Source organism: Streptomyces sp. NPDC059875, from assembly GCF_042731085.1.
Taxonomy (GTDB): Bacteria; Actinomycetota; Actinomycetes; order Streptomycetales; family Streptomycetaceae; genus Streptomyces.
In genome coordinates, this window is record NZ_JBHWJZ010000015.1 from 106,599 (window position 1) to 124,337 (window position 17,739).

Genomic DNA, 17,739 nt, shown 5'->3' on the forward strand with positions numbered 1-17,739 from the left:
CGGTCACTCGGCCGGCGGGGCCTCCTGGCCACCGACATCGGTGCCCGCTTCGGTGCCGGTGCCGGTGCCGGTGGACTGGGTCCCTGTCGGAGGCGGGGTCGGCGTCGCGTCGGAGGGCGTGGGCGTCGGGGTGGGTGTCGGCGTCGGGTCGCCCCCGGTCGAGCGGGAGGGCGTCGGAGTGGGGTCGGGGGTGCTCTCCCCGGTCCCCGGGGACTGCGTTCCGGTCCGGCCGCCGCTGCCGTCCTGCTCCCGCTGCTGCTCGGTCCGCGGCTGCTGCGAGGGCGTCGTACCGGTCGCGGGCTCGCCCTTGCCGCCGCCGTCGCCGCGGACGACCGAGCCGAAGGTCGTGGCCCCCTTGGTCCCGCTGAAGTCCTGATCGGAGATCAGTTCGTAGGTGGTGATGCCTCCCATCGCGACGAGGAAGACGAGCGCGGCGGCGATGCCGGAGCGCTTCCAGCCCCGGACGCGGGAGCCGTGCGTGGTGGCCGCGCCGAACTCCTCGTCGTACGACGGCGCCACGGGCCCGCCGGCGGTCGTGAGGACCGGCGTGCGGTCCATCCGCGTACGGCCCATCCGCGTTCGGCCCATCCGCGTCCGGTCGGGCGCGGGTTGCCGCGCCGGCTTCGACGGCTCGGCGTGGACGGCGACGTCCCGTATCTGCTCTCCCGTGCGCTTGAAGAGGTGCTGGAAGACCGAGCCGCCACAGGTCGCGATGACACTGATCACGCCGGCGCCCAGGATCGTGCCGTACACGCCGAGGGTGGAGGCGAGTTTGGCCGCGACGACGGCGGCGACCGCGCTGCCGGAGACCTGAGCGACGCTCAGGTCGAGGCGCTTCTTCTTCTCGTCGTTCGCCTCGTCCGGCGCCCCGTCCTTCTTCGCGTCCTTCTCCTGATGCATACCCGGCCCTTGCTTGCTCATCTGTTCAACCATCCACCCACAAGGGACAAATGGGCGAAGTGAATAGTTCCGTTTCTGCTGGTTCTGTGAAGAGCGACACGTGCGGGCGACGGCGTGGAGACCCAACTCCCATACCTCGGGAGAAGTTGGGCGGCGTGCCGGTCCACCCAGGTGGCCCGAATGGAGTACTGTGTCGAGCCCTGGGTCCGGGCTCCCGCGAGGGTGCTCGGGGTCTACGGGAGGGGGCCGAAAGCGGCGCTCGAACCGGCGGCGCCGCGGCACCGCACGGACGCCTGATGCACAGAGTGACGATCAGTCACTCTGCGTCGCAAATAGGTAACCGTGCCATAACGGCGTTCCAGGGTCCATGCCCGACACGCCGGGCAACTCGGCAAGGTTGTGGCAGGCTGCACCCGGGCAGGCCACACTCGACTAGCGGAAGCAGCGACGCACGTGACGTCGGCAGGCACCACCCGGGAGGTCCCCATGCCCGAACTGCGTGTCGTGGCCGTCTCCAACGACGGCACACGACTGGTGCTGAAGGCTGCTGACAGCACGGAGTACACGCTTCCGATCGACGAGCGGCTGCGCGCCGCCGTGCGCAACGACCGTGCACGGCTCGGTCAGATCGAGATCGAGGTGGAGAGCCACCTCCGCCCCCGCGACATCCAGGCACGGATACGTGCCGGTGCCTCCGCGGAGGAGGTCGCCCAACTCGCCGGCATCCCCGTCGACCGCGTACGGCGCTTCGAGGGCCCCGTGCTCGCGGAGCGTGCGTTCATGGCGGAGCGGGCCCGCAAGACCCCCGTGCGCAGGCCCGGAGAGAACACCGGACCCCAGCTCGGCGAGGCGGTGCAGGAGCGGCTGCTGCTGCGCGGCGCCGAGAAGGACACCGTGCAGTGGGACTCCTGGCGCCGTGACGACGGCACGTGGGAGGTGCTGCTCGTCTACCGGGTGGCGGGCGAGGTCCACACGGCCAGCTGGACGTACGACCCGCCCAGGCGGCTCGTCCAGGCCGTGGACGACGAGGCGCGCGCGCTGATCGGCGAGACGGACGACACGATCGCCGCCGCGCCGGAGCCCAGCTTCCCCTTCGTGCCGCGCATCGCCCGGCTCCCCCGGGACAGGCCGCTGGACCGCGCCCTGGACCGCCAGATGGAACGGCCTGCTCCAGCTCCCGAGCCGGAGGAGGAGCGGGACTCGCTCACGAGCCTCCTGGAGGCGGTGCCGAGCTTCCGCGGCGACATGGTCGTCCCGGACCGAAACCCCGAGCCGACCTCGTCCGAGCCCTCCGACGAGCCCGAGGCGGAGGAGCCCCCGGCTCCGGCGGCTTCGGCCGGCGCGGGCTCGGCGTACGCCGACGTGCTGATGCCCCGTGCGGTCTCGGGCCACCGCGACCGCCTGACGGGCACCACCGACCGCCAGGCCGAGGCGGACGGCGTCCGCCCGGGCCGCCGCGCGGCGGTCCCGAGCTGGGACGAGATCGTCTTCGGCACGCGAAGGAAGAAGCAGGACTGACGTCCGTACGAGAAAGGGGCCCGCGCCGACCCGGCACGGGCCCCTTTTCCGTGCCCCCGAGCGCGCGGCGCTGCACGAGCACCGCGGCGCGCCACCGGACAGCGGCCGCCGGCCGAGGCGGGTCCGGGCCGAGCGGCGGCGCAGGCAGGGCTGAGCACCGCAGCGCGCGACCAGGCAACGGCCGCCCGAGGCGGGTCCGGGCGGCCGCGCGGCGCCGTCGGCAGGACCGGGCGAGCGCCACGGTGCACACGCGGGCAGCGGGCCGCCGAGACGGGCCCCGGGCGGGGCGAGCGCCGCGGCGCGCCACCGGGCGACGTGCGGGCCGAGGCGGGCCCGGGCCGCGCGGGCACCGCAGCACGCCACCGGGCGGCGTGCGGGCCGAGGCCTCCCCGGGCCCTCAGGGCTGGGGCCGGTGCGGCGGGCCGTGCCGGGACGCCCTCGGGCGAAGCTCCGGGCCGTCGTCGCAGCGGTCAGGATCCGCCGGGCTCCCCTACGGGTTCGGGCCCGTCGACACCGGGCGGGTGGGGTCGTTGGACCACTCCGACCAGGAGCCGGCGTAGAGGGCCGCCGGGATGCCCGCGATCGCCAGGGCCAGTACCTCGTGCGCGCCCGAGACGCCCGAGCCGCAGTAGACGGCCACCGCCGTGTCGTCGGAGGCGCCGAGCTTCGAGAAGCGCGCCGCCAGGGCCTCCGCGGGCAGGAAGCGGCCCTCCTCGTCCACGTTCTCCGTCGTCGGGGCCGACACCGCGCCCGGGATGTGGCCGCCGACCGGGTCGATCGGCTCCACGTCCCCCCGGTAGCGCTCCGCCGCCCGCGCGTCGAGGAGCAGGCCGGAGCGGGCGAGAGCCGCGGCCCCGTCCGCGTCGAGCAGACCGACGTCGGCCGGCTCGGGCGCGAAGTCGCCCGGCTCCGGGCTCGGGCTCTCCTTCGAAAGACCGTGGCCCGCCGCCGTCCACGCCGCGAGCCCGCCGTCCAGGACCCGTACGTCCTGGTGACCCGTCCAGCGCAGCAGCCACCAGGCGCGGGCCGCACCCCAGCCGAGCCAGTCGTCGTAGACGACGACCGGCGTCTGTGCCGAGACACCCGCACGGCGCATCGCCGCGCCGAACACCGCCACGTCCGGCAGCGGGTGGCGCCCGCCCCGACCGGGCGGACCGGCCAGTTCCGCGTCCAGGTCCACGTAGACCGCGCCGGGGATGTGCCCGGCCTCGTACGCCGGCTGCCCGGGCGGACCGCCGAGCTGCCAGCGGACGTCCAGCAGTACCGGGGGCCTGGCCCCGGCCGACTCGCTCACGAGTTCGCTTGCGGTGATGATGGGCTTCATGGGTGCCATCCTCGCGCAGCCCGCGCAGCCCGCGCCGCCCCGGACCACGTCGTAGCGACCGCGGTACCCCCCGGCGCAGCCGCGATCCAGGCATCCTCGCGCGGGATCGCGCCGAAACGGCGCGGCCCCGGCGCGCGGCACGCCCGGTGGTGCAAGCATCTGCTCGGGGGCGCGCGACCCAGGCGCGCGTACGACAGGTGAACGGCGGGCAGTAATCCGCTGCGAACCCCGGAGCCCGGCTCCCACCGCCCGTACGCGCTCGTGCGCACGGCTTGTCCCCCCGTACGGCCACGACGATGGTCCGAGGAGAGAGTGACGATGACCGAGGCGACTCGGCGCACACCCGGTACACCCTGTTGGGTGAGCTTGATGGTGCACGGGCTTGACGCCACACAGGAGTTCTACGGCGCACTCTTCGGCTGGGAATTCGTTCCCGGGCCGCAGCAGCTGGGCCCGTACGTCCGCGCACTGCTCGACGGCAGGGAGGTGGCGGGCATCGGCCAGCTGCCGCCCGACCGGCATCTGCCGGTCGCCTGGACGACGTACCTGGCCACCGACGACGCCGACGAGACGGCGGAGACCATCCGCTGCTGCGGCGGCACGGTCGCCGTCGGCCCGATCGACGCCGGCGAGGCCGGCCGGATGGCGATCTGCTCGGACCCGACCGGCGCGGTCTTCGGTGTCTGGCAGGCCGAGGCGCACCACGGCACCGCTGCCGCGGGCCCGTCCGGTACGCCGGTCTGGAACGAGCTCCTGACGTACGAGACGTCGGCGGTCGGCAAGTTCTACCGGACGGTGTTCGGGTACGAGGTCGAGCCGGTGGTCTCCGCCGACTTCGACTATCTGACCCTCCACCTGGAGGGCCGCCCGGTGGCGTCCCTGCACGGCGTCGGCACGGCGCTCCCGCGCGACCGGGGCGCGCACTGGATGACGTACTTCGAGGTCGACGACACGGACGCGGCCGCCCGCCTGGTCGTCGAACTGGGCGGCCAGGTCCTGCGGCCGCCCAGCGAGGGGACGGCGGGCCGGCTCGCCCTGGTCGCGGACCCGGAGGGTGCGGTCTTCACGATCGTCCGCTCGGCGGGCGCCTGAGCGACAGGGTGCCGGGGGCGCGAACGCCGGCCCCCGGCCTCGGGGTCAGCTCCGGCCGCTGCGGGCGAGGCTCCGCAGGAGCCGGGACGCGGCCCCGCGCCCGTCGCCGCCGGGAAGCCCGAGCTCGGTCAGCCGCTCCCGGTGGAAGTACCGCGCCGCGCCGCCGTCGGCCTGATGTGCCGTGAGGAACGCGGCTGTCTCCTCGCGCATCAGGGGGTGCAGCTTCGCCTGCATGCAGTAGCCCACGGCACGCACGAGCGCCGTCAGGGACTCCGGTGCGTCGCCGGGCACGGCGGGGCCCTCGCCGGACTCCAGGTCCGGTACGACGTGGTCCACGATCGTCAGCGGCACCCGGTTGCTGTTCTCGTACGGGGTGAGCCGCTCCAGGACCGTGCCGGTGCCGACCCGGGCGATCGGGACGTCGTAGTAGACGGAGGCGGTGAGCATCGCGGTCGAGAAGCAGCCGACGACGAGCCGCGGTCGGCAGCGCTCGTAGAAGGTCTCGGCGAGGAGCGGACCGTCCAGGACGGTGAGGCGCACGCCGGTCTCCTCGGCCGCCTCGTGCAGGGCCGTCGAGTAGCGGGCGGGTGCGGTCGGGTGCGGCTTGAAGATCACCGACGTGTGTCCGGCCGCCGCGGCTCCGCGCAGCATCCGGATGTGCAGCTCCTCCTCCTCGTCGGCGCTGAGGATGCCGAGGGCGGCGAGGTACTGGCCGAGGAGGAGGGCGGTGGGTGCGGCCGCGACCGCTTCGGTCACCTGCCGGTCGTCCGCGGCCGCCTCGGCGATCTCCGCGAGCACGGCGCGGAAGGCCGCGTCGGGTACGAGCTCGGGCTCGACGCCGTACTCGCCGAGCAGCAGCGGGCGCAGGCCGGGCACGAGGTCGAGGTGGAGCAGGCGCTGGATGCGGCAGGCGATCGACTGGGGCAGCTCGTCGCGCGTCGGCCCGTAGCTCATCAGGCCGTCCGCGTACAGATCGACGGCGCTCTCGGCGAAGACCGCGGCGAGTGCCTTGGCCGGGTTGACCTGGATGGACTCGACGATCAGCTGGACCGGAGCGTCGCCGAGCCCCCACGCCGTCCGGAACACCCGCTGCCACAGCGGGACCTCCTCCGGGCGCGGCGCCCAGGAGCCGGGGTGGTGCGGGTGGATGGCCTCGTTCCAGTCGATCGTCTCGTCGAAGCGGGTGACGATCCGGTCGTAGCCGGTCATCGCGTCCAGTCGCAGCGCCGTCTCCGGGATCTCGGCGTTGTTCGACACGAGGAGGATCCGCCGGACGTCCTCGCGGGCGCCGAACTGACCGGCGTCGAGCGCCGCCGCGAGGGTGGCCGCGCCGTAGAGCGTGGACACCTGGAAGATCTGGGTGCGCGGGTTCGCGGTCATGGTCAGGGGGTCCTTCCGGTGGCGCGCAGGCTGCTGAGCAGGGTGCTGCGCGCGGTGTCCATCGTGGCCAGCGTCTCGTCGAGCACCTGCTGGGGCATACGGCGCAGGGCGTCGGTCACGTTCTGCCTGAGCCTCTTGGTCACGGCGGGCTCGTACTGGTCGGCCTTGCCCATGTGGAAGGCGATCATGGCGCAGTAGGTGCGCACCGCCTTCGGCAGAAAGCGGTCGGCCTCGGCATCCTTCGAGACCTCTTCGAGGAGGAGGTCGTACGACGGAATGAAGTCCAATTGGCGATTGTCGGTGATCTGCGTGAGCGAGGTGGTGACACCGCGCCGGTAGAAGACTCCGTGCAGGCTGAGGGCCGCGTAGGTGGTGGCTTTCAGATGGAGGCGCCAGATCCAGAGCCGATCCTCGGCGGTGCGCAATTTCGTCTCGAAACGCGAAGCGCCGTTCTCGAAAAGGCGTCCGCTGTAGATGCCGAAGGGAACGAAGGGATAGTCCACCATCGTCACCATGCTGGCCGGTGCGATTCCGTCGCGCGGGTTCATCACGGTGTCGCGCTGCTTCGCCGGCGCGTAGCGGATGCTGCGGGAGGGGCCGGTCGACTGCACGTGGTCGGTGCGGGCGAAGTCGCAGCCGAGCGACTCGATGCCGCGGACCATGGCGCGCAGATGGCCGGGGGCGTACCAGTCGTCGCCGTCGAGGAAGGTGACGTAGTCCCCGGTCGCCGCGTCGAGGCCGGTGTTGCGCGCCTGCGCCACGCCCAGATTCGTCTCGTGGCGGATCACGGTGGCGTTCGGCACGCGGCTCTGCCAGCGGTCCAGGACGTAGGGCGTCTCGTCCGTGGAGCAGTCGTCGATCAGCAGGAACTCGAAGTCCGGGTCCGCGTTGTTCGCGAGACTGCGCATGGTGTCGGGGGCATAGATCCCGACATTGTGGAGCGGCACGATGACGGACAATTTCGGCACACGGAATCCCAACACTCAAACAGACGATCAACCAGTCGATCACGCGGGCGATCGAGCGGGCGATCGAACTCATGACGTTCACTCAGGCACAACACCGGCCAGGCGGGCAGCGTATCCGTCGTCATTTCCCGTCGGACGAGCCCGATGTGCATTCCAGGTGAACTCTTGACGTCCTGCGAAGAAATCGGCTCCGGTATCCGATCGCCACGAGGACGAGGAGCGCGACCGCCGCGATCGCACCGCCGAGTTGCAGACCCGGGGGCCGGAACGCACAGGTGACCGAGGTCGCCCTACCGTCGAGCGGGACGGCGATGAGGCCCAGGTACCGCTTGGCGGGGGTCGCGGGCGCATCGCCCGCCGCGCAGGTCCAGCCGGAGATCCGCGGGGCGGCGATGACGGCCGTTCCGGTGCTGCCGGGCGGGAGTTCGGCGGTGAGGGTGTGGCCGGAGACGTGCACGGCGGTGGCGCCGGTCGCCGTCAACTGCCGTACGGCCGTGTCCAGTCGCTCCTGGACGAGGCAGCCGACCGGCTGCCGGGGCAGCCTCGGGGCTCCCCGGTCGGCCCGCAGGTCGATCCGTACCGCGCCGGAGGCCGGGACGGTGCCGAGCGCTTGCATGGGCGCCCGAACGGCCGGCAGCTTGCCGGCGAAGGAGACGGCGGTCTCGCCCTCCAGGGCCGCGGTGCCCTTGTACTCGGGAGCCCAGAACCAGACCCGGGTGTTCGCGGGGCAGGTGGCCGTCAGCGTGGCGGAGCCGCCGGGCCCGTCCGTACGCCGGAGGTCGGCCGGCACCTCGTACACCTTCGAGCCGAGCAGCAACTCCTGGTTGGCGAAGGCGGAGTCGACGAACCGGATCTTCGGGTCGGGCAGCTGGACGTCCGGGCGGACGGTGACGAGCGGGGGGACGGGTGTGTCGGTGACGGTGATGTCCGCCTCGGGCAGCATGTCCGTCCGCAGGGGCGCCGTGGGCTCGGAGCGCATCCGGGTGCCGATCGAGAAGATCGCGTCGGTCACCGGGTTGTCCAGGGTGACCGGGTGGCGCCCCTTGGCGTAGAAGCCGAAGCCGAGGGAGGACAGCGTGCGGGAGTAGATCTCCGCGGTCAGGCTGGAGTAGTAGTCGGCGCCCTGTCCGCCGACGAGCAGGGTGTCGTTGCCGCCGGGCACCTCGCCCGGGTCCGTACGGTGGCGCGGCCAGGCGTCCTTGTCCGCGGTGGCGTGCGCCATGTCGTGGTGCCAGGGGCCGACCCGGGGAGCCCAGGAGACCTGGCTCAGCTGCTTCTCCTCGATCCTGCCGCCCGTGATCGCGGTCTCGCCCGCCTGCGCCAGGACGAGGAGCAGGACGCCCAGGGCGGGAAGGACGCGGGCGCCGACAGCGTACCGGCGGGCGATCAGGACGGCAGCGGCGGCGAGCACGGCGAGGATCAGGGCGGCGGCGAAGGCGGGGTAGGTCCAGCGGTCGACGACGAGGCTGCCCCGGGCCGCGAACGCGATCGCGGCGAGGAGCGCCAGGGCGCCGAGGAGTGCGGGCGGTCCGGGCAGCCCTCGGGCGGTGGACATCCAGGCGGCGATCAGCAACAGCCCGCAGAGCACGAAGGTCTGACGGTACGGGATGCCGTTGGGCGAGGCGCCGGCGTGCCAGAGCAGATGGGTGGGGCCCCACTGCATCGAGAGCGCGACCAGGCAGATCGCGGCCGTCCAGCCGATCCGGACCCGGGGGGCCACGGTGCGGTTGAACGGCAGGGTCAGCGCCAGCGCGAGCGCCGGGGTGCCGATGAAGAGGGCGGGGCTCGCGACGCTCGCCGTGGCGGGCAGCAGCCGGGCGAACACCTCCGTCCAGGCGACGGCGGTGAACGTGACCTCGGGGGTCGGGTCCGCGACCCGGGTGGCGAGGAAGATCACCAGGACGAGCGGGGCCGCGAGGGCGACGCCGACGAGGACGGCCCGGGCGGCGCGCATCAGCCCGGCCAGGCGCCGGCGGCCGGTGTCGTCGGCCGTGAACAGGCGGACGGCCAGCACGACGGCCGCGCCGACGGTCGCCATATACGCGGTGTAGAAATTGGCGAACCAGGCCAGGCCCACGATCAGCGGGCCGAGGACCGGGCGGCGGCCGGCCAGCGCCCACTCCCCCACCAGGCACAGGAGCGGGAAGGCCAGCAGGCCGTCGAGCCACATCGGGACGGTGGTGGCGTAGTTCAGCGTCCAGCCGCACAACGCGTACGCCGCTCCCAGGACGGCGGCCACCTGCCAGAGGCCGCGGCGCAGCCTCAGGAGCAGCACGGCCATCGCCGCGCCGGCGGTGGTGATCTTGGCGGCGGTGACGACGTAGAGGGCGAGTTCGATCCGGTCCGCCGGGAAGAGCACGACCATCAGGTCGAACGGGCTGCTCAGATACGTGCCGTAGTCGCCGAGGAAGTTCGATCCGAAGCCCGCACCCCAGTTCAGGAAGAGATCGCCGTCCGCCTCGCCGAGCAGGAGTCGCCGCCAGTAGGCGTGGTACGGCAGGTACTGCTGTCCGAGATCGACGGTGTTGCGGGTCGTGGGCCCGAACGGATGGATGCCGGCCAGCAGCCCGCCGAGACAGAAGACGAGGCAGGTCAGGAGAGCGGCACCGGCGGCGGCCCGTACGCGGATGCTGCGCCGGGCCCGGGGGATCAGCCGATCCGGACGGGGCCGGACCTCGTCGCCCTCCACCTCGGTCCGAGCGCCCTCGGCCCGGTCGGGCACGGTCTCGGCAGCAGGGGGCACGGGTCCTCCGGGGTGTGTCGTGCGGCGCGCGGATGCGCGGGGCCCATTACCGCCGAGCAGGGCGTCCCGAATCCGATCAGCAGTGGGTCTCCGGGCCTACCGCAGGTGAACACGAGGTGCTCCTCGACCTCGGGAAGCCGTCGCGCGCCACTATCCACCGCTTGCACTTATCCCGCGTCTGCAACTATTGTCGAAGCACGTAAGACCCCCCTGCAATCGTTTTGGAAGGTATTTCGCCATGCCTCTCGCGCTCCTGGCCCTGGCCATCGGGGCCTTCGGGATCGGCACCACCGAGTTCGTGATCATGGGCGTGCTGCCCCAGGTCGCCGGCGACTTCGGTGTCTCGATCCCCACGGCCGGCTGGCTGGTGACCGGCTATGCCCTCGGCGTCGTCTTCGGAGCCCCGCTCCTGACCGTGCTCGGCACCAGGGTGTCCCGGAAGAAGATGCTCATGTTCCTCATGGGCCTGTTCATCGTGGGCAACACGCTCTCGGCACTCGCGCCCAGCTTCGGCGTGATGCTGATCGGCCGAGTCGTCGCCTCACTCGCCCACGGAGCGTTCTTCGGCATCGGTTCCGTCGTCGCGGCCGATCTGGTCGCCCCGCAGAAGAAGGCCTCCGCCATCTCCCTGATGTTCATGGGCCTGACGGTCGCCAACATCGTCGGCGTCCCGGGCGGTACCTCCATCGGCCAGGCCCTCGGCTGGCGCGTCACCTTCGTCATCGTCGCCGCGCTCGGCGTCCTCGGCCTGCTCGGTGTCGCCAAGCTCGTGCCCGAGCAGGGCAGGCCCGAGGCCGGGAACGTCCGCACCGAGGTCGCCGCGTTCAAGAACGTCCAGGTCTGGCTCGCCATGGCGATGACCGTCCTCGGATACGGCGGCGTGTTCGCGGCCATCACCTACATCACCCCGATGATGACCGAGGTCACCGGCTACACCGAAGGCGCCGTGACCTGGCTGCTCGTCCTCTTCGGCATCGGGATGTTCCTCGGCAACCTCCTCGGCGGCAAGTTCGCCGACCGCGCCCTGATGCCCCTGCTCTTCACCACCCTGGGCGGGCTGGCCCTGTCCCTGCTGGTCTTCACGGCGACCGCGCACGACAAGGTGCTCGCCGCGATCACCCTCACGCTGATCGGCGCTCTCGGCTTCGCCACCGTGCCACCGCTGCAGAAGTGGGTCCTCGACCAGGCCTCCGCCGCCCCCACCCTGGCCTCGGCCGCCAACATCGGCGCCTTCAACCTCGGCAACGCGCTCGCCGCCTGGCTCGGTGGCGTGGTCATCTCCGCCGGCCTCGGCTACACCGCGCCGAACTGGGTCGGCGCGCTCCTCTCCGCCACCGCCCTGCTCCTGGCCTTCCTGGCCGCGTTCCTCGACAGGCGCACCAAGGCCCGCTCCCGGGTCGTGGCGACGGGCCCCGCCCCGACGCAGGCGCCGGCTCCGGCGGCCGCCTCGGCCGCCCGCCACTGACCCCCGTACCCCTGCCCCCTCATCACCCCCACGAAGGAAGCACGCACCATGAGCACCACCACGACCACCACCCCCACCGCCGTCACCCCGCTGACCACCGACGACGCCGAGATCCTGCTCAGCGCCGCGCGCCGCGCCGCCGAGGCCGCGGGAGTGACCGTCAGCGTCACCGTCCTGGACGCGGGCGGCCACCTCCTCGCCTTCCGCCGGGACGACCGCGCCGTGCTCGTCTCCGGCGAGACCAGCACGCGCAAGGCGTACACCGCCCTCCAGCTGAACGCCCCCACCGCCGACCTCGTCGACCTGGTCAAGCCCGACGGCCCGTTCCACAGCCTCACCACGGCCCTGGACCGCCCGCTGCTCTTCATCGCCGGCGGGCTTCCCGTCCATCGCGACGGCCGGCTCATCGGCGCCATCGGGGTCGGCGGTGGTGCCCCGGAGCAGGACCACACCTTCGCCACCACGGCCGTCGCGGCCCTCGCCTGAGCCGCCAGGGGGTCCGTCAGACCGGCGTGACCGGCAGCACGTCGGGTGACAGGGCCGCCGCACGAGCCGTCGCCGCCGTCATCCGACGGCGGTGGTGGCGTCGGCACAGCACCTCGTAGCCGATCTCGTCACCGGCGTTCACATCGCCCACCACGACCTGCGCACCCTCGACGACCATCGCGCCGCCGACGGTGCGCGCGTTGTGCGTGGCCCGGGCCCCGCACCAGCACAGGGCCTCGACCTGAAGCACCTCGACCCGGTCGGCGAGTTCCACGAGCCGCTGCGAGCCGGGGAAGAGCTTCGAGCGGAAGTCCGTCGTGATGCCGAAGGCGAAGACGTCGAGTTCGAGGTCGTCCACGACCCGGGCGAGCTGGTCGATCTGCTCGGGCGAGAGGAACTGGGCCTCGTCCGCGATGACGTAGTCGCAGCGGCCGCCCTTGGAGAGATGGGCGACGAGGTAGGCGTAGAAGTCGAAGCCCTCCGCCGCTTCCACGGCGTCGGTGACCAGTCCGAGGCGCGAGGAGAGCTTGCCCTCCCCCGCGCGGTCGTCCCGCGTGAAGATCATGCCCTGGAGTCCGCGGGTGGACCGGTTGTGTTCGATCTGAAGAGCGAGGGTGCTCTTTCCGCAGTCCATCGTTCCGGAGAAGAACACCAGCTCGGGCATGGGAGGTCGAGGACCTTTCAGGTCGTGGGTGGGTAAACCGAGTACGGGGTGTAAACGGAGTACGGGGTCAGGAGTACGGGACGGGTCAGGAGTACGGGGTCAGGAGCGGACTTCGAGGAGCGGCACCAGCTGCTCCGCGGGCGTCATCGATCCGTGCACACCGACCATCGCCGACTCGTGGGGCTCGTTGACGGAGGCGGTGATGACGACGTCGTCGTGGGCCGCGGCGACGACGTCGCCGATCCTGCCGTACACACGCTCGTCGACCCCGTCGCCGAACCAGCCGAGCGCGATGGCCTCGTCCCGGCTCGCCACCCAGAACTGCTCGCCGAGCACCTCGCGCCAGCACGTCAGCACATCGGCCTCGGCTCCCGGCACGGCGTAGACATGGCGGGCGCGGCCCTCGCCGCCGAGGAGGGCGACGCCGGCGCGCAGCTCCCAGTCCTCGTCGAAGTCGATCCGGTGCTGGTCGTCGAAGGGGATGTCGACCATGCCGTGGTCGGCCGTGACATAGAGGGCCGAGTGGGGAGGCAGCTGCTCGGCGAGGCGCTGGACGAGCCGGTCGACGAACATCAGCTGGCCGCGCCAGGCGTCGGAGTCGATGCCGAAGCGGTGTCCGGCCCCGTCGAGCTCGCTGTAGTACGTGTAGACCAGCGAGCGGTCGCCGCCGGCGAGCTGCTCGGCGGCGAAGTCCATCCGCTCCTCGCCGGAGAGCCGACCGTGAAACGTTCCGCCACTCAGCGCGATCTTGGTGAGCGGGGTGTCCTGGAAGATCGGCGAGGAGACCTGGGCAGTGTGGATCCCGGCCTCGTGGGCGAGCTGGAAGACGGTGGGGTACGGCTGCCAGACCTGCGGCGAGGTCCACGGCTTCCAGCGGAGCTGGTTCATCAGCTCGCCGGTCTCGGGATTGCGGACGGTGTAGCCGGGCAGGCCGTGCCCGCCGGGGAAGAGTCCCGTGCCGACCGAGGCGAGCGAGGTCGCCGTGGTCGCCGGGAAACCGGCGGTGATCGGGCGTCCCGTACCGCCGCGCGAGGAGGCGAGGAGGGAGGTGAGGTACGGGGCCTCGTCCGGGTGGGCCTTGATCTGCTCCCAGCCCAGCCCGTCGATCAGGAAGACGCAGTTCCGGTCGGCCGGGGTGAGCTCGGCGATCCGGGCGTCGAAACCGGGCGCGCCCAGTCCGGCGACGAGCGTCGGGAGGACGTCGGCCAGAGATCCGGTGCCGTACTCGGGCACGGGCGCGGCGGCGAGGTCGAGCGGGACGGGATCGTCCGGCCAGCCGGAGGTGACGGCGGTGGGCTGGACCATCAGCGGGTCGCCGCGGTGGCTTCGGAGAGCGACTGGGCGAAGGCGAGGGTCTGCCGCACGGTGTCCGGGCCGTCGCCGGCGTCGCTGACGCGGAGGCTGAGGTCGTCGGCGGTGGCGTTGCCGGTGTAGCCGTGGTCGGCGTCGCAGTTCGGGTCGCCGCAGGCCGCGGGCTCCAGGTCGATCCGCGAGACGGCGCCCCAGCCGATCGTGAGGACGACCTCACGGGGCAGCGTGCCGGGCGTGTACGACTCCGGGTTGGCGACGACGCGGCTGACGACCACCGAGGAGATCCGGTCGAGCTTGACCGACTCGGTGGAGGTGGTGGCGTACGGCGTCGGGGAGCTGGTGTCGGCGTTCTGCTCGTCGGTGTGGCTGACGATGAAGCGGTTGGCCGTCAGGACGAGGACCGTGACATGGCGTCGGACCTCGTTGGAGTCGAAGGTGGTCTCCTGGTGCACCAGGTACGACGCGATCGGCTCGCCACCGACGGCGGCCTCCACCGCCTCGGCCACGAGGGCCGGGTAGTAGCCGCTGCGCTCGATCGCCGCGCGGAGCCCCTGGGTCGTCGTACCGGTCTTCGCCATGGACTCCATCCTAATCCGTCGGAAGGGGCGCTTCGGGCCCCTGTGTGGCGGGGCTCAGTAGCTGGGGAGACGGCGCGGGCCGAGGTCCGTACGGGGCGGGGGCGGGGCGAGACGGACGGTGGCGCCGAGCACGGAGAGGCCGTGCGGGGCGACGACGACGGGCTCCAGGGCGATCGCGACGACCTCGGGGTGGTCGTCGACGAGCCGGGAGACACGCAGCAGCAGCTCTTCCAGGGCCGGGGTGTCGACGGGGGCGGAGCCGCGCCAGCCGAAGAGGAGCGGGGCGGTGCGGATCGACCGTACGAGGTCGGCGGCGTCCCGGTCGGTGGCCGGGACGAGCCGGTGGGACATGTCGCCGAGCAGCTCGGAGGCGGCTCCGGCGAGCCCGAAGGAGAGGACGGCGCCGACGGCCGGGTCGATGGCGGACCGCACGACGGTGTCCACGCCACGCGGCACCATCGCCTGGACGACGGGCTGGAGCTCGGCGGGCTTGCCGAGCGCCTCGGTCAATTCGGTGTATGCGGTCCTGAGTTGTTCCTCGGTGGCCAGATCGAGCCGTACGCCGCCGAGGTCGGGGCGGTGGCGCAGGTGGGGCGCGGTCGTCTTCAGGGCGACCGGGTAGCCGAGGCGGGCGGCGGCCAGGACCGCGGCGTCGGGGGTGGGCGCGGGCAGGGTGGGCAGCACGGCGATCCCGTACCGCCCGAGGAGCTCGCTCGCCGCGTCGACGTCGAGGGTGACGCCCCGGGCGGCGCTCTCCGACTCCTTCGGCGTCCCGTCCCCGAGCACCCGCTCGATCTGCGCGGCGGCCCCGCCCTCGTCGATGTCCTCGTACTCCGGAACCCGCCCCGGCTCGGCGGCCTGCCGCCGCCACTCCCCGTACCGCGCGGCCTCGGCCAACGCCCGCACGGCCCGCTCGGCGGCGGGGTAGGCGGGAATGCCGCCGGGGAACGGCGCGCCCTCGCCACCGGGGGCACCGCCGTGACCGGGACCACCGGCGGAGGTGTCGTCACCGGCCGCGCCACCGGCGAGGGAACCGCCGGGACGGCCTGGTGCGGCGCCGGCGGTCGTGCCGCCGGCCACGGACCCGCCGGGGCCGCGCGGCGCCGGGCCGGCCGTCGTGCCGCCCGTCGTGCCGTCCGACGCCGGTCCGGCGGGCGGGACAGCCCCTGGATGCGTCTGCGGCGGGCCAGGCACGCGGGAACCGGAGCGCGGCGCCGGGCCGACGGTGCCCGCCGCCCTGTTCACGACGTCCCCGGCGGCGCCGGCGGCGCCTGAGGCCGCACCCACCCCCGCGCCCGCGGCCCGCCGCGCCGTCGGTCTCGTGCTCGTCGCCGCAGAGAGGGCTTCCGCCAGGCCGCCCATTTCGACGTGGACGACGACCACGGGCTTCGCCGGGGCCGGGGCCGAGGCGACCGCGTCGCGCAGGGCGGCCGCGAGGACCTCGCCGTCGCCGGACTCGACGGCGCCGTTCTCGCCGACCCAGGGGATCGCCGTCACCACGACCGCGTCGCAGGCGTCGTCCCCGAGCGCCGCCGTCAGCGCATCACGGAAGTCCGCCGGGCTCGCACCCGTCGTCAGGTCGATCGGCCGCAGCGGGCGCAGCCCTTCCGTCAGACAGGCGTCGTACGTCAGCAGGCCGAGCGACTCGGAGTTGCCGAGGATCGCCACCCGGGGCCCGCCCGGCAGCGGCTGGCCCGCCAGGAGCAGGCCCGCGTCCACGAGTTCGGTGACCGTGTCGACGCGGATGACCCCGGCCTGCCGGAGCAGCGCGGAGACGGTGGCGTGCGGAATCCGCGTGACCGGTACCCGGTGGCCCGGGGGCGCGCTCCCGCTGTGCCGGGCGCCCTTGACCACCACCACCGGCTTGACCGCCGCCGTCCGCCGGGCCAGCCGGGTGAACTTCCGGGGGTTCCCGATCGACTCCAGGTACAGCAGGACGACGTCGGTCGCCGGGTCGTCGTACCAGTGCTGGAGGAAGTCGTTGCCCGAGACGTCCGCGCGGTTGCCCGCGGAGATGAAGGAGGAGAGGCCGGCGCCCCGCCGGTGCAGTCCGGCGAGCAGCGCGATGCCGATCGCGCCGGACTGGGTGAAGAGTCCGATCCGCCCGGCGGCCGGCATCTGCGGCGCGAGCGAGGCGTTCAGCCGGACGTCGGCCGAGGTGTTGATGATCCCGAAGGCGTTCGGGCCGATGATCCGCATCCCGTACGAGCGGGCCTGCCGCACCAGTTCGCGCTGCCGGTCCCGCCCTTCCGGCCCGCTCTCCGCGTACCCCGCCGAGAGCACGACCAGGCCCTGCACCCCGTGCTCGCCGCAGTCGGCGACCGCCTCCGGCACGCGCTCGGCGGGCACCGCCACGATCGCCAGGTCGACCGGTTCGCCGATGTCCCCGACGGAGCGGAAGGCCGGTACCCCGTCGAGTGTGGCGGGCCCCTCCCCGAAGGCGCGGTTCACGGCGTAGGCACGCCCGGTGTACCCGGAGCCCAGCAGGTTACGCAGGACCGTCCGGCCGACCCCGCCCGGCGCGCGTCCGACCCCGATGACGGCGACCGAGCCGGGCGCGAGGAGGCGCTGCACCGAGCGCGCCTCGGCCCGCTGTTCCCGCGCGCGCTGCACGGCGAGGGAGCGGTCGGTGGGCTCCAGATCGAGGTGCAGCCGCACGGAGCCGTCCTCGAAGCTGCGCTTCTGGGTGTACCCGGCGTCCGTGAAGACCTTGATCATCTTGGAGTTGGCGGGCAGCACCTCCGCCGCGAAGCGCCTGATGTCCCGCTCCCGCGCCACCGCCGCGATGTGTTCAAGCAGCGCGGAGGCCACTCCCCGACCCTGGTGCGCGTCCTGGACGAGGAAGGCGACCTCGGCCTCGTCCGCGGGCGCGGACGCGGGCAGCCCCTGGGCGTTGATGCGGTCGTACCGCACCGTGGCGATGAACTCCCCGCCGACGGTCGCCGCGAGCCCCACCCTGTCGACGAAGTCGTGATGGGTGAAGCGGTGCACGTCCTTGGCGGAGAGCCGTGGGTAGGGCGCGAAGAAGCGGTAGTACTTCGACTCGTCCGAGACCTGCTCGTAGAAGCTGACCAGCCGGTCGGCGTCGTCGACGGTGATCGGCCTGATGCGCGCGGTGCCGCCGTCGCGGAGGACCACGTCCGCTTCCCAGTGGTCGGGGTAGGCGTGTTCCGGCCGCTCCGGTGGTTCCGGTCGTTCCGGCTGTTCCGACGCGCTCTGCATGGGGCAAGACTACGGCCGGGGTCCGACACGGGCACCGGTCGCGCGGCGCATGTGCGCCATGCAAGGTAGGGAGGACCGATCGGCCCTG

Annotated in this window: 13 protein-coding genes; 4 read left to right on the forward strand and 9 right to left on the reverse strand. The window is 73.0% G+C overall.

Annotation, left to right across the window (positions count from 1 at the left end; translation table 11 throughout):
- Nucleotides 1-3: 3 nt before the first annotated feature.
- The gene (locus ACFV9D_RS20035; protein WP_385147564.1) at nt 4-921 is read right to left on the reverse strand and encodes a hypothetical protein; all 918 of its coding nucleotides are present in this window, start codon (nt 919-921) and stop codon (nt 4-6) included.
- A 465-nt stretch (nt 922-1,386) separates the two neighbouring features.
- On the opposite strand from ACFV9D_RS20035, the gene sepH reads away from it, so the two are divergent.
- Nucleotides 1,387-2,418, forward strand: a complete 1,032-nt coding sequence (sepH, locus tag ACFV9D_RS20040) for a septation protein SepH (protein ID WP_385147567.1) — start codon at nt 1,387-1,389, stop codon at nt 2,416-2,418.
- Nucleotides 2,419-2,908: 490 nt separating this feature from the next.
- Here the strand turns inward: sepH and ACFV9D_RS20045 are convergent, their stop codons facing one another.
- Nucleotides 2,909-3,742, reverse strand: coding sequence for a sulfurtransferase (locus ACFV9D_RS20045; RefSeq protein WP_385147570.1), 834 nt, complete (start codon nt 3,740-3,742; stop codon nt 2,909-2,911).
- Nucleotides 3,743-4,060: 318 nt separating this feature from the next.
- On the opposite strand from ACFV9D_RS20045, the gene ACFV9D_RS20050 reads away from it, so the two are divergent.
- The gene (locus ACFV9D_RS20050) at nt 4,061-4,834 is read left to right on the forward strand and encodes a VOC family protein (protein WP_385147573.1); all 774 of its coding nucleotides are present in this window, start codon (nt 4,061-4,063) and stop codon (nt 4,832-4,834) included.
- Nucleotides 4,835-4,879: 45 nt separating this feature from the next.
- Here the strand turns inward: ACFV9D_RS20050 and ACFV9D_RS20055 are convergent, their stop codons facing one another.
- From ACFV9D_RS20055 to ACFV9D_RS20065, 3 genes are all read right to left on the reverse strand, one after another.
- Nucleotides 4,880-6,214, reverse strand: coding sequence for a polysialyltransferase family glycosyltransferase (locus ACFV9D_RS20055; RefSeq protein ID WP_385147576.1), 1,335 nt, complete (start codon nt 6,212-6,214; stop codon nt 4,880-4,882).
- 2 nt (nt 6,215-6,216) lie between these two features.
- Nucleotides 6,217-7,182 carry a glycosyltransferase family 2 protein gene (locus ACFV9D_RS20060; protein WP_385147579.1) on the reverse strand — a complete coding sequence of 322 codons (966 nt, stop codon included), beginning with the start codon at nt 7,180-7,182 and terminating at the stop codon, nt 6,217-6,219.
- 121 nt (nt 7,183-7,303) lie between these two features.
- Complete coding sequence (locus ACFV9D_RS20065) at nt 7,304-9,925, reverse strand: YfhO family protein (RefSeq protein WP_385147582.1); 2,622 nt, start codon at nt 9,923-9,925, stop codon at nt 7,304-7,306.
- 238 nt (nt 9,926-10,163) lie between these two features.
- Between ACFV9D_RS20065 and ACFV9D_RS20070 the strand changes: the two genes are divergently transcribed.
- Together ACFV9D_RS20070 and ACFV9D_RS20075 are read left to right on the forward strand one after the other, a co-directional pair.
- On the forward strand, nt 10,164-11,390 hold the full coding sequence (locus ACFV9D_RS20070; protein ID WP_385147585.1) for an MFS transporter: 1,227 nt from the start codon (nt 10,164-10,166) through the stop codon (nt 11,388-11,390).
- A gap of 48 nt (nt 11,391-11,438) precedes the next feature.
- Nucleotides 11,439-11,876 carry a heme-binding protein gene (locus ACFV9D_RS20075; RefSeq protein WP_385147588.1) on the forward strand — a complete coding sequence of 146 codons (438 nt, stop codon included), beginning with the start codon at nt 11,439-11,441 and terminating at the stop codon, nt 11,874-11,876.
- A 16-nt stretch (nt 11,877-11,892) separates the two neighbouring features.
- Here ACFV9D_RS20075 and ACFV9D_RS20080 read toward each other — a convergent pair whose 3' ends face one another.
- From ACFV9D_RS20080 to ACFV9D_RS20095, 4 genes are all read right to left on the reverse strand, one after another.
- Complete coding sequence (locus tag ACFV9D_RS20080; RefSeq protein WP_385147591.1) at nt 11,893-12,540, reverse strand: thymidine kinase; 648 nt, start codon at nt 12,538-12,540, stop codon at nt 11,893-11,895.
- Nucleotides 12,541-12,639: 99 nt separating this feature from the next.
- Nucleotides 12,640-13,845, reverse strand: a complete 1,206-nt coding sequence (locus ACFV9D_RS20085; RefSeq protein WP_385147594.1) for an alkaline phosphatase family protein — start codon at nt 13,843-13,845, stop codon at nt 12,640-12,642.
- Complete coding sequence (locus ACFV9D_RS20090) at nt 13,845-14,429, reverse strand: DUF5998 family protein (RefSeq protein ID WP_385147597.1); 585 nt, start codon at nt 14,427-14,429, stop codon at nt 13,845-13,847. The genes ACFV9D_RS20085 and ACFV9D_RS20090 overlap by 1 nt, the downstream gene beginning before the upstream one ends.
- A gap of 54 nt (nt 14,430-14,483) precedes the next feature.
- On the reverse strand, nt 14,484-17,651 hold the full coding sequence (locus ACFV9D_RS20095) for a GNAT family N-acetyltransferase (RefSeq protein WP_385147599.1): 3,168 nt from the start codon (nt 17,649-17,651) through the stop codon (nt 14,484-14,486).
- Nucleotides 17,652-17,739 lie beyond the last annotated feature (88 nt).

What these genes read in the sequence shown, in the direction of transcription:
- ACFV9D_RS20085 (WP_385147594.1), bottom strand. Translation starts at nt 13,845, where the DNA reads ATGGTCCAGCCCACCGCCGTCACCTCCGGCTGGCCGGACGATCCCGTC.
- ACFV9D_RS20070 (WP_385147585.1), top strand. Translation starts at nt 10,164, where the DNA reads ATGCCTCTCGCGCTCCTGGCCCTGGCCATCGGGGCCTTCGGGATCGGC.
- ACFV9D_RS20035 (WP_385147564.1), bottom strand. Translation starts at nt 921, where the DNA reads ATGAGCAAGCAAGGGCCGGGTATGCATCAGGAGAAGGACGCGAAGAAG.
- ACFV9D_RS20055 (WP_385147576.1), bottom strand. Translation starts at nt 6,214, where the DNA reads ATGACCGCGAACCCGCGCACCCAGATCTTCCAGGTGTCCACGCTCTAC.
- ACFV9D_RS20050 (WP_385147573.1), top strand. Translation starts at nt 4,061, where the DNA reads ATGACCGAGGCGACTCGGCGCACACCCGGTACACCCTGTTGGGTGAGC.
- ACFV9D_RS20075 (WP_385147588.1), top strand. Translation starts at nt 11,439, where the DNA reads ATGAGCACCACCACGACCACCACCCCCACCGCCGTCACCCCGCTGACC.
- ACFV9D_RS20080 (WP_385147591.1), bottom strand. Translation starts at nt 12,540, where the DNA reads ATGCCCGAGCTGGTGTTCTTCTCCGGAACGATGGACTGCGGAAAGAGC.
- ACFV9D_RS20090 (WP_385147597.1), bottom strand. Translation starts at nt 14,429, where the DNA reads ATGGCGAAGACCGGTACGACGACCCAGGGGCTCCGCGCGGCGATCGAG.
- ACFV9D_RS20045 (WP_385147570.1), bottom strand. Translation starts at nt 3,742, where the DNA reads ATGAAGCCCATCATCACCGCAAGCGAACTCGTGAGCGAGTCGGCCGGG.
- sepH (WP_385147567.1), top strand. Translation starts at nt 1,387, where the DNA reads ATGCCCGAACTGCGTGTCGTGGCCGTCTCCAACGACGGCACACGACTG.
- ACFV9D_RS20095 (WP_385147599.1), bottom strand. Translation starts at nt 17,651, where the DNA reads ATGCAGAGCGCGTCGGAACAGCCGGAACGACCGGAACCACCGGAGCGG.